Source organism: Microcoleus sp. C2D2 (assembly GCF_036702495.1).
Classification (GTDB): Bacteria; Cyanobacteriota; Cyanobacteriia; order Cyanobacteriales; family Microcoleaceae; genus Microcoleus.
In genome coordinates this window covers 1-10975 of record NZ_JAUBTO010000047.1, presented here as the reverse complement: position 1 = coordinate 10975, position 10975 = coordinate 1, and the positions used below count along the sequence as shown (strand labels likewise).

The following is a 10975-nucleotide window of genomic DNA, read 5'->3' as shown; positions in this document are numbered from 1 at the left end:
ACCCGATGACTTCAACTTTACCTCAAACCAATCGAGCTAATATTTTAGTAGTGGACGACACGCCCGAAAACCTGCGGCTGCTGGCAGGAATTTTGAGCGAAAAAGGCTATCTAGTTCGCCCGGTTCCCAACGGCAAGCTAGCACTGTCTGCCGCTCAAAAAATGCTCCCGGATCTAGTGCTGCTGGATATTATGATGCCAGAGATGGATGGCTATGAAGTTTGTCAGCGGCTCAAAGATTGTGAAGTAACAAAAGACGTTCCGGTGATTTTCATCAGTGCGATTAACGACGTGACGGATAAAGTTAAAGCTTTTGCAGTTGGGGGAGTGGACTTCATTACCAAACCGTTTCAGGTTGAAGAAGTTTTAGCCCGGATAGAAACACATTTAAAAATTTGTTCGCTGCAACAAACTTTGCAAGAAAAAAATCAAGATTTAGCAACTGCGCTCCACCAACTGCAAGCCACCCAAGAGCATTTGATTCAATCGGAAAAAATGGCAGCACTGGGACAACTGATTGCCGGCATTGCCCACGAAATCAATACCCCCCTGGGCATTATAGGTTCGTCTATTAATAATATAGCTAATTTTTGGGACGATAATTTAGAAAAAATGCCTAAATTTTTTCAAGAACTTTCTGAAGAAAGCCAAGCTTATTTTTTAACTTTACTGTACAGAGCTACCCATCAAGAAACTTCATTTACCAGCAGAGAGAAGCGGAAATTTAAGCAGAAGTTGACGGGGGAGTTGATTGCCGAATCTGTTGAAAATCCAGAGGAAATTGCCGATACCTTAGTTGACATGGAAATCTACGCAAACATAGAAGAGTTGTTGCCACTTTTTCAATTGCCGGATTCGGAAGTAGTTTTAAATACTGCTTACCAGTTTGCGAGCTTGAAAAAAAGTATTAGCCTGATCCAAAGAGCGACAGCGAAGTCGGGCAAAGTAGTATTTGCCTTGAAAACCTACGCTCATTTCGATAGCAAGGAAGAAAAAGTCCAGGCGAACTTGCACGACGGCATTGAAACGGTGTTAACCCTTTATCAAAATCAACTGAAACACGGTATAGAAGTAGTGAAAATTTATGGAGATTTACCCAAAATTATGTGCTATCCAGATGACTTAAATCAAGTTTGGACGAATCTCGTTCACAATGCCCTGCAAGCAATGGATTATAAAGGTATTTTAACGATTGAAACTCAGCAGCAAGAGGCAAATATTTTCGTCAAATTTACTGATAACGGCAAAGGCATTCCCCCAGAAGTTATTCCCAAAATTTTTCAGCCATTTTTTACGACTAAATCTGCGGGCGAAGGTAGCGGTTTGGGATTGGATATTGTCAGAAAAATTGTTGAAAAACACGAAGGCACAATTGCTGTAGATTCTGTACCGGGGCAGACAACTTTTACAGTCTCGCTGCCAATCTATTAAACAAAACTTACCCGCAGGAGGCTGATTTCCCGTGACACTCGTGGCTGTCTCGCTGGCAAATACAAGATTTATTGCGAGAAACCGGGTTTCTGTTCGGAAGTTCTATTAAAATAAGATAGGGGACATATATTCTGCATCTTCGCCCGAAAGCAATAACGTAGAAGCAAGTGAAGTTGGTAAACCTACTAAAATTAAAGCAGAGAGGAAAAGATGAATAAGCCTGTAATTCTTTGCGTTGACGATGAACCAGATATATTGAATACTCTCAAGATACAGCTAAAGAATGAATTTAAAAATGATTACTTTTATGAATTAGCGGAAAGTGGTGATGAAGCTTTAGATTTACTTAAGGAATTTCAAGAAGAAGTTCAGGTAATTGTGGTTATTTCTGATTGGCTGATGCCGGGAATTAAAGGTGATGAACTTTTAATTAAAGTTCACCAAAAATATCCTAAAATTATTAAGGTGATGTTGACGGGGCAAGCGGATGCAGCGGCACTTCAGCGGGCAGTACAAGAAGCAGATTTATACTGTTGTTTGTACAAACCGTGGAAGAGCAAAGAGTTAATAGAGACTATAAAATCTGGGCTGGCTAAGTTATGAAAAAACCTGTGATTGTTTGTATTGATGATGAACCTGACGTTTTGAACAGTTTAAAAATTGAACTCAAAAAGGCGATCGGCGATCGGTGTATTATTGAAACGGCGGAAGGGGGGGCTGATGCTTTAGAGTTGCTGGCAGATTTGCAGGCCGATGAATACGAGATTGCTTTGGTGCTTTCCGATTATATCATGCCGGATATTAAAGGGGACGAACTGCTCAGACGAATTCACGAACGCTCGCCGGATACGCTGACTATTATGCTGACGGGGCAGGCAGATTTGGAAGCCCTGAGCAATGCTATCAAGTATGCTAAATTGTACCGTTATATCCCTAAACCTTGGCAAAATGAAGACTTAAAATTAACGGTAGTAGAAGCAATTCACAGTTACTTGCAAGACCAAAAGTTAACAGATGAAATCCTGAAGCGGCAAGAAGTAAACGAAGAGTTAAAGCTAGTAAATGAGGCGCTGTCTGCGAGTGAAAGCCGCCTGAGTCAATTTTTAGAAGCTTTGCCAGTGGGGGTCTCTGTTTATAATCCCGACGGCTCGATCGCCTATTTCAACCAGACAGCGGGGCAATTGCTGGGTGCAGACACTATTTCGGAAAGCACTGCGGAACAATTAGCTGCAACTTATCAACTTTATGTTGCCAATACTGATGAGCTTTACCCGCCGGATAATCTGCCAATTTTGCGCGCACTGAAAGGAGAATTTGTCAAGGTTGACGATGTAGAAATCCGTCAAGATGGAAAAATAATTGCGATCGAGATCAATACCACGCCGATTTTTGACGCTAGCGGAAATATTGCTTATGCGATCGCAGCTTTTCAAGATATTAGCGATCGCAAACAAGCCGAAAAAATACTAGGAGATTACCAGCGCACCTTAGAAGCCCAAATTGACGAACGCACAGAACAACTGCAACAAGCAAAACAAGCTGCTGAAGCCGCAAATAAAGCTAAAAGCACGTTTCTTGCCAATATGAGCCACGAGTTGCGCACCCCTCTCAATTCCATACTCGGGTTTGCGCAAATCATGGAACCCAGCCCGAATCTTACTGTCGAAAACCAAGAAAATATGAGAATTATTCGCCGTAGTGGCGAACACTTGCTCACCTTGATCAATGAAGTCTTAGACTTGTCAAAAATCGAAGCGGGGCGGATGACTATCGACCCGAAAAACTTCGACCTCTACCGCTTGCTTGACGATTTGCAAGATATGTTTCAACTGCGGGCACTAAGTCAAGAATTGCAGTTGCTTTTTCTGCGGGAGGATGGCGTTCCTCAGTACGTGCGCACCGATGATATTAAACTGCGGCAAGTGCTGATTAATCTTCTCAGCAATGCGATTCAATTTACCCAAAAAGGCGAGATAATCTTAAGAGTGAGAAAGTTAGAAACATCGGGATTTTGTGATTTATTGGATCGTCCAACAGCTTGCTTTGATACCACAACAAGTATTCGGGAATTGGCGCTAAATAGCAGTGATTTTGCCAGGGTAAAATTGATGGAAGAGGCTGAGGACTTAACTGTGCCGGGTTTTTTCCTTCAGTTTGAAATAGAAGATACAGGAGTTGGCATTGCTCCGTCAGAATTGGGCAATATTTTTAAGGCATTTGTGCAAACAGCTTCCGGTCAAAAAAATCAGAAAGGTACGGGTTTAGGATTGAAGATAAGCAGTCAGTTTGTCCGCCTGATGGGAGGAGAAATCGTCGTAGAAAGTCAACTGGAAGTCGGCACTACTTTTAAATTTGAAATTCCAGTCGGTGCGGTTTATGCTGCTGATATTCCCACAGAGCAAATTAACCGCGAAGTTACTGGGTTGGAACCAAATCAACCGTGCTACCGCATTTTAATTGTGGACGATCGCGAAGACAACCGCCAACTTTTAGTCAAAATGCTTTCTCCCTTGGGTTTCGGGATCCAAGAAGCCACCAACGGTCGCGAAGCAATAGAAATATGGGAAAATTGGCACCCGCACTTAATTTTGATGGATGTGCGAATGCCAGTGATGGACGGCTACGAAGCTACTAAACAAATTAAGGCGAGTATACAGCAGAGAGAGCAAGAGCAGCAAGAAAACGGGGAGATGAATATGGACGCTCCCGATTCCCCGATTCCGAAGATTATTGCTTTGACAGCTAGTACAATTGAAGGAAGGCGATCGTTTGCTTTATTGGTCGGCTGCGACGATTTTATTAGCAAACCTTTCCGTAAAACAGATATATTTGATACCCTCAGCAAACATTTGGGGGTGAAGTATGTCTACTCTAACTCAACGGAGTTTATCTCCACAGGCGATCGAAATAATCTATCTGCTTCCCCCTCTAATGCTGTGCTTGCTTATTTGCCCAAACTTCCTGCAGAATGGATAAACAACATTAAGCAGGTAATCCGCAGTGCTGATTTTGACTTAATTTCCAGGACAATCGAGGAAATAAGGGACGCTCATCCTGAATTTGCCGCAATCCTCCAGGGTCATCTCGATAATTTTGATTACCAGAAAATTTTCAATTTAATTGCCGAGGCGGAGGAATCAGATAATGCAGATCGATGCGGAACAAACTGAAAACTATCAAGCAGATATTTTAGTAGTTGACGATACGCCAGATAATCTGCGTTTGTTAATTAGAATTTTGCAAAAAAACGGCTATAAAGTTAGACCTGTTACTAATGGTTTTTCTGCCATAGATGCGATTCAATCTAGCGCACCAGATTTGATTTTACTCGATATTATGATGCCGGATCTAGACGGCTACGAACTCTGTCAAAAACTGAAATCAGAACCGCAATTTAGGGAAATTCCTATCATTTTTCTCAGCGCGCTAGAAGAAGGAATAAATAAGGCAAAAGCTTTTGAAGTGGGCGGAGCCGATTATATCACAAAACCTTTTCAGGTGAAAGAAGTATTGGCGCGAGTGAGCAATCAACTTACTGTGCGTTCATTGCAAATGCAATTGCAAGAAAAAAATCAAAAGTTGACCCATCAAAATATCCAGTTGCACAAGGAAATCGCCGAACGCCGCCAGGTTGAAATGGAAACGACGTTGCTGCTGAAGGCAACTCAAGCTATTAGCAAATCTGAGGATTTTGAGTCTGCTATAGATGTGATTTTAGGTTTAATTTGCCAAACTATTGAATGGAATCTGGGCGAAGCTTGGATTCCTTGCAGTGAGGGCGTTTTAAAATGCGCTACAGGCAGGTACGTCAGCGACTTGAGTTTTGCCCAATTCCGACAAACAAGTTGGCAGTTAACTTTTGCTCCCGGTGTGGGACTCTCGGGGAGGATTTGGCAGTCACAGCAGTCTGAATGGATCGAGGATATTTCTACTGCGCCGAAAGAAATTTTTTGGCGGTCTAAAATTGCGGCGGCTGTGGGATTGAAAGCGGCTTTTGGGGTGCCAATATTGGCGGACAACCAAGTGTTAGCTATTTTGATTTTTTATCGCGAGAAAGCTCTTCCATGTCAGCCGCGCTTGTTGGAATTAGTGAGCGCGGTTGCTACGCAGCTCGGTTCGCTTATTCAGCGCAAACAAGCTGAGGCAGCCCTGAAATTGCAGCAAGAGCAAACAGAGAAATTGCTGCTGAATATTTTACCGAAACCTATTGCGGAACGCTTGCAAAAAGAGCAAAAGTTGATAGCGGATCATTTTGATGATGTGAGCGTATTGTTTGCTGATTTGGTTGGTTTTACAGAGTTTTCTGCTCAAAAAACTCCGACGCAGTTGGTAGAAATTTTGAACGGAATTTTCTCGGAGTTTGATAGGTTGTCTGAGTTGCACGGGTTGGAAAAGATTAAGACTATTGGGGATGCTTACATGGTGGTTGGGGGTTTGCCAACGCCGCGGGAAGATCACTCTGAGGCGATCGCACTTTTAGCTTTGGATATGCAGGCAGCTTTGAGAAAGTTTAATGTCAAAATTGGAGAAAATTTTCAATTGCGGATCGGGCTTCACAGCGGTTCGGTGGTGGCGGGAATTATTGGGATTAGCAAATTTAGCTATGATTTGTGGGGCGATACTGTTAATGTTGCTTCGCGGATGGAGTCGAACGGATTGCCTGGTAAAATTCAAGTGACGGCGGGGACTTACGAGCGTTTGAAAGAGCAGTTTGTTTTTGAAGAACGGGGTCAGATCCCGATTAAAGGTAAAGGAAATATGCTGACTTACTGGTTGATTGAAGAACAAAGTAAATCTTTTTGAGTTGGCGCGGTCAATTTCAATTAATATTAAAAATAGATGTAATTTGCACTTTCAGGAGGGCTAATCCTTTGCAAAAAGTTGAAACAAAATCGCCGACAGCATTGAAAAGAGTCCTAGTTATTTTAATGTCATTGCTAGCAGTAGCGGTACTGTCGATCGCGAGTTTTATCGCTATACCCGGAGAAAAAACAGTGTTTGCTGGAAAAAGACCTGCCAATATCGGCATTGTGTCAGGAAAACTCGCAGCGTGCCCGAGTTCCCCCAACTGCGTCAGCAGCTTCAGTCAAGATGCCGAACACAAAATTGAGCCTTTGGCATACACTTCGTCCCAGAGTGAAGCGATGGCAAAGCTCAAAGGGGCGATCGAGTCTTTGGGAAAAACTAAGATTATCACGGCAACTGATAATTACCTCTATGCGGAGTTCACCAGTGCTTTGATGGGGTTTGTTGATGACGTTGAATTTTTGGTAGATGATGGAGCAAAAGTCATCCATGTGCGATCGGCTTCGCGTCTGGGAGAGTCAGATTTAGGAGTTAACCGCAAAAGGATAGAAACTATCAGAACTCAACTAAATCAACTCTGAACTTAAATTTTCTAGCTTTCCCGAAGCCCCTCTCCTGCAAGATGAGGGGCTTTGATTTTTGTAATTCACTATGTAATATCATTTCCGGTTACACCGGAATGATGTTGACTGTTGACGCCGTGAACAGTCAACAGTCAACAGTCAACAGTCAACTCGAATTTACTGTTCCGATGCTAACGGATTTGATATAATGTTTATTTATCACCATCTACTTAACAATTATTAACAGTAGGGACACGGGGCGGTGCCGTGTTCGGCGCGGGGAGTAGGACAGGGTACAGCCCCGTGTCCCTACGGTTGGCTTTGACTTTTAATAATTGGTATAAGATTGAGGATTGTAGCAAGAATTTTTTAAATTAGTATTAACAATTATTAACAGTCCAAGCGGACGGTAAGGACACGGAATGGCTGTGTCCCTAGAGATGCTCGCGTACCATCTCTATGTAGCACTACTTTTGTGAAGTGGTATAAGAAACCGGATTTGGTATAAGTCCTGTTTAATATAAGCTGCTCTAATGCTGAGCCTGTCAACCGCCAATATTTCCATCTACAGGAATTTTACAACCTTTACAATAGCTGAGTGCGCTACCACAGAAGAGATGGGGCCGTATTCCTATAGTATTAAACGCCCTAAATTATACACTTCAGACTTTAGGGAGAGGGAAGTCAACAAATTAATTTCTACTATTAATTTAAGTAGTAACGACGAGGGAAAAACACATGGCACTTCAAAGATTAGCAGATTTTTATCCTAATTATCAGGAAGAAATCTTTGCTGGAGACGACATCAAGGGATTTGATGTTTATGCTGGTGACTCTGATGAAAAAGTAGGCACCGTTTATGACGCTTTGGTTGATGACACTGGTCGTTTTCGCTATCTGGTAATTGATACCGGTATTTGGATTTTTGGGAAAAAAGTATTGCTGCCCATCGGCTCGGCTCGCTTCGACTACGGAGCCCGTCGCGTCCACGCAACAGGCCTTCGCAGCAAAGCTCAAGCAGAACAATTGCCGGCTTACAATGAATTAGAATCAGTAGATTACGATCGCGAAGAACAGGTAAGAGGCGTTTACCGCAATCAAGAAACTGGCGTTGGAAGCACTGCAACTCCTGCTAGCTACGATCGCAGCAGCTACAGCTACGATATCGACCGCCCCCTCTACGAAACCAACGAACAGCAGCACCAAAATCTCAAGCTTTATGAAGAACGCTTGATTGCTAACAAACACCGCGCAAAAACAGGCGAAGTAGCAGTTGGCAAGCGCGTGGAAACTGAAACAGCGCGAGCTTCAGTACCCATTGAAAAAGAACGAGTCGTAATCGAGCGAGTAACGCCCGTAGAAGCGGGTCAAGTAGTTTCAGCCGGTGAGGCTGACTTCCAATCAGGGGAAGTTGCACGCCTAGATGTCTACGAAGAAACGGCCGACATTCGCAAGGAAGCTTTCGTGCGGGAAGAAGTCAACGTCAGAAAAGAAGTTGTTCACACCACGGTTGAGGGCGAAGAAACCTTGCGTCGTGAAGAATTAGACGTTAAAACCGAGGGAACTGCGGTTGTAGATAATAAAAATATCTAAACCAACCCCAACAGGTATTGCATAGGAATTGCGCATTAATTACATAATTCTGTCACTGCGCCGGTGTGATTCGTGGCATCGCGCAATTCCTATATAACGGGGCGGGGGGAGTACAAAAATTGTCTGGTTTAGCCAAAGTTTATGCACTTTTCCCGCCTTTAGCAATGCCTAATAAAAATCCTTAAGTAGGAAAGTTTCATGAAAGTTGAAAAAATTAACGGTCAAGCATCAGCAGAAAAGATAGCAACTGCCAAATCAATTACCCGTCTCAACCGGGTGCCGGAAAAAGTTAGAACTAAGCTAAAAAGTTTTACAGTCAAAGACAATAAAGGTCTGTTGGTAGGCAAAATAAAAGATGTCTATTTTGATGCTAGCGGTCAGTTAAACTTTGTGGTGGCAGGGCTAGGCACCGAAAATACCCGCGTTTTTATAGTAAGTATTAAGCTGCTAAAAAAAGTGGATTATCACCAAAAAGCGCTGTTTCTAAGTATTAATTCGGCTCAAGTCGATCTGCTGCCGGCAGTTTCGGCAAATGCCGGGGGTCAGTCTTTAGAAAATGCCTCAGAACAGCATAGTGAATTTAACAACAGCGAGTTAACGAATCCCTCAACAGCTATGTCAAATCTAACAGATGCCGATCGCACAGATGAAAATTTGGAGACAGATGAGGAGGAGGAAAACATTGATATTGTCGATCAAGAAGTAATTCGCCTGCTAGAAGAACGATTGGTGATCAATCGCAGCAAGCGCAAAGTCGGCGAAGTCATCGTGCGCAAAGAAATTGAAACTCGGATGGTACAAGTGCCCATCCAGTGGGAAAAGCTGATTGTCGAACAAGTCGGCGACGATCCGAAGGTGTTGGCAGAAATAGATTTGGGCGAGGGAAGCATCACTGGTATAGATTTGACGGAGGTTAAGAGCGATCGCCAGGAACCGACAGTTAAGGCTGAATTTACTTCTGTGCAGAAAGCTAGCAAAATCTTAAATTCGATCGCCTCTCAACCCCGCCACGGTTGCGTCAAAGTCCGCCTAGAACTCGTTCTGGAAAACAAGCAGCTTGAGGATACTTACCAAAAATGGCTCACGGAAAACCACTCAGATAGTTAAACTCTTCGTCCTCCTCGGTGTGGATTTTAGCTATTAGCGAGAAACAACTTAAATCTAAGAGGGGACTGTGGCGATCTGTTCTTTGGGGAAAGTTCACCGCCATCTACTAAGGTCATCTTCGGTAAATTAACCGTAAGGTTGGTAGGGGTCGGTTCACCAATATCTATAATATAAGCCCGAACTCCGTAAACCCGCCCCGGTCGGGATATTTAAATTTTTAGCGATCGCCATCTAGACAAAATTGTATCGAATTGCGGTAAAATTGTGGTGGCCAAGTTTAAAAGTATTTGAAAATGCCCAGCACCATCTCCGACATTCAAGTAAAAACGATCGCAGGCGCAGAGAAGCAGCTAGGAGAGTACGCTGGAAAGGTACTCTTGATAGTTAACGTAGCTTCCAAATGTGGCTATACACCTCAATACAAAGGACTTGAAGAATTGAGCCAGAAGTACAGCGCGGCTGGACTCCGCGTTTTAGGATTTCCCTGCAACGACTTCGGAGCTCAAGAACCCGGAACTAATTCAGAAATTGTCAATTTTTGTACGACAAAATACGGCGTCAGCTTTGAATTATTTGACAAAGTACGCGCTAAAGGCACTCAGCAGCACCCGCTGTACGCTAAGCTTACGAGTGCAGTCGATCCCAAGGGTGAGGTTTCCTGGAATTTTGAGAAATTCTTAATTAGCAAACAGGGTGAAGTGGTTGCCCGATTCCGCAGCAGCGTGGGCCCAGATTCGCCAGAACTGATCGCTGCGATTGACCGAGAATTGGCAAAATAAGAAGAAAGGCAACGAAGCAGTGTATAGGACTTAACGGATTTAACGGATGGATGTTTAGGGAAGAGGGAAGAACTTAATATGCTTTTTTTCTAACTTGAGATTTGGTTTTTTTCTTCTCTTCCCCATTGTTGGCAAGCACTCAGCAATTAACAAATACCGATGATTGGATTTAATTGGAGAACGGTTTAATTTAATGGAAAATACATCGGGATTAGATTTAGTTGTAGGTTTACTTGCCTTCGCAATTCTTGCAGGCGGGCTGGCCATGCTATTTGTAGGCATGGCATCGTTCCCTAAAGAAAAATAACAATATAAAAGTGGTTCGTAGTGAGGAGTTAAATCCTCAGATTTCTATGAGGACTGAAGTCTTCACTACAAACTCTGAATAAATCTATAGCGGTTCTCAAAAAAGTGAGGTATGCCCTATGCCCACGGAGGCCTATGCCCACGGAGGCCTATGCCCACGGAGGCCTATGCCCATGAGTACCTCATCTTTCGCTCGAAAGGCTATAACAGAATTCAATTTTCTAGCAACCGCCAAGAAGGTGAGAACGTTCTTAATTGCTGAAACCCTTAATTTTATTGCTTCTTCGTTTTTCCGACTTCCATCGGACTTGTTAGTTGACACTCCCCGGCGTTTACGCACGGGGATTCTTTAATCTACGAGCCAATTTGCTGAGGCAGGACTTCTCCAACC

The 10975-nt window shown here is 43.3% G+C and carries 9 protein-coding genes; all 9 read left to right on the top strand.

All coding sequences use genetic code 11. The annotated features are described in order from the left end of the window. The first annotated feature begins 5 nt into the window (after nt 1-5). The 9 genes from QUB61_RS16785 (at nt 6) to QUB61_RS16745 (ending at nt 10585) form a co-directional block, all read left to right on the top strand. The gene (locus tag QUB61_RS16785) at nt 6-1430 is read left to right on the top strand and encodes a response regulator (RefSeq protein ID WP_333130431.1); all 1425 of its coding nucleotides are present in this window, start codon (nt 6-8) and stop codon (nt 1428-1430) included. Nucleotides 1431-1640: 210 nt separating this feature from the next. Further along, nucleotides 1641-2033 carry a response regulator gene (locus QUB61_RS16780; protein ID WP_333130429.1) on the top strand — a complete coding sequence of 131 codons (393 nt, stop codon included), beginning with the start codon at nt 1641-1643 and terminating at the stop codon, nt 2031-2033. After that, nucleotides 2030-4600, top strand: coding sequence for a response regulator (locus QUB61_RS16775; protein ID WP_333130427.1), 2571 nt, complete (start codon nt 2030-2032; stop codon nt 4598-4600). The genes QUB61_RS16780 and QUB61_RS16775 overlap by 4 nt, the downstream gene beginning before the upstream one ends. Further along, complete coding sequence (locus QUB61_RS16770; RefSeq protein ID WP_333130425.1) at nt 4575-6233, top strand: adenylate/guanylate cyclase domain-containing protein; 1659 nt, start codon at nt 4575-4577, stop codon at nt 6231-6233. Before QUB61_RS16775 ends, QUB61_RS16770 begins: the two co-directional genes overlap by 26 nt. 125 nt (nt 6234-6358) lie before the next feature. Continuing rightward, complete coding sequence (locus QUB61_RS16765) at nt 6359-6817, top strand: DUF1499 domain-containing protein (protein WP_333130423.1); 459 nt, start codon at nt 6359-6361, stop codon at nt 6815-6817. Nucleotides 6818-7537: 720 nt separating this feature from the next. After that, on the top strand, nt 7538-8392 hold the full coding sequence (locus QUB61_RS16760) for a DUF2382 domain-containing protein (protein ID WP_333130420.1): 855 nt from the start codon (nt 7538-7540) through the stop codon (nt 8390-8392). A 198-nt stretch (nt 8393-8590) separates the two neighbouring features. Continuing rightward, the gene (locus tag QUB61_RS16755; protein ID WP_333130417.1) at nt 8591-9499 is read left to right on the top strand and encodes a DUF2382 domain-containing protein; all 909 of its coding nucleotides are present in this window, start codon (nt 8591-8593) and stop codon (nt 9497-9499) included. Between the two features lie 293 nt (nt 9500-9792). Then, the gene (locus QUB61_RS16750) at nt 9793-10278 is read left to right on the top strand and encodes a glutathione peroxidase (RefSeq protein WP_333130415.1); all 486 of its coding nucleotides are present in this window, start codon (nt 9793-9795) and stop codon (nt 10276-10278) included. Between the two features lie 163 nt (nt 10279-10441). Beyond that, nucleotides 10442-10585 carry a hypothetical protein gene (locus QUB61_RS16745; protein ID WP_333130413.1) on the top strand — a complete coding sequence of 48 codons (144 nt, stop codon included), beginning with the start codon at nt 10442-10444 and terminating at the stop codon, nt 10583-10585. Nucleotides 10586-10975 lie beyond the last annotated feature (390 nt).

Excerpts from the sequence above, each read along its gene's own strand:
- QUB61_RS16785 (WP_333130431.1), top strand. The coding sequence starts at position 6 with ATGACTTCAACTTTACCTCAAACCAATCGAGCTAATATTTTAGTAGTG.
- QUB61_RS16780 (WP_333130429.1), top strand. The coding sequence starts at position 1,641 with ATGAATAAGCCTGTAATTCTTTGCGTTGACGATGAACCAGATATATTG.
- QUB61_RS16775 (WP_333130427.1), top strand. The coding sequence starts at position 2,030 with ATGAAAAAACCTGTGATTGTTTGTATTGATGATGAACCTGACGTTTTG.
- QUB61_RS16770 (WP_333130425.1), top strand. The coding sequence starts at position 4,575 with ATGCAGATCGATGCGGAACAAACTGAAAACTATCAAGCAGATATTTTA.
- QUB61_RS16765 (WP_333130423.1), top strand. The coding sequence starts at position 6,359 with ATGTCATTGCTAGCAGTAGCGGTACTGTCGATCGCGAGTTTTATCGCT.
- QUB61_RS16760 (WP_333130420.1), top strand. The coding sequence starts at position 7,538 with ATGGCACTTCAAAGATTAGCAGATTTTTATCCTAATTATCAGGAAGAA.
- QUB61_RS16755 (WP_333130417.1), top strand. The coding sequence starts at position 8,591 with ATGAAAGTTGAAAAAATTAACGGTCAAGCATCAGCAGAAAAGATAGCA.
- QUB61_RS16750 (WP_333130415.1), top strand. The coding sequence starts at position 9,793 with ATGCCCAGCACCATCTCCGACATTCAAGTAAAAACGATCGCAGGCGCA.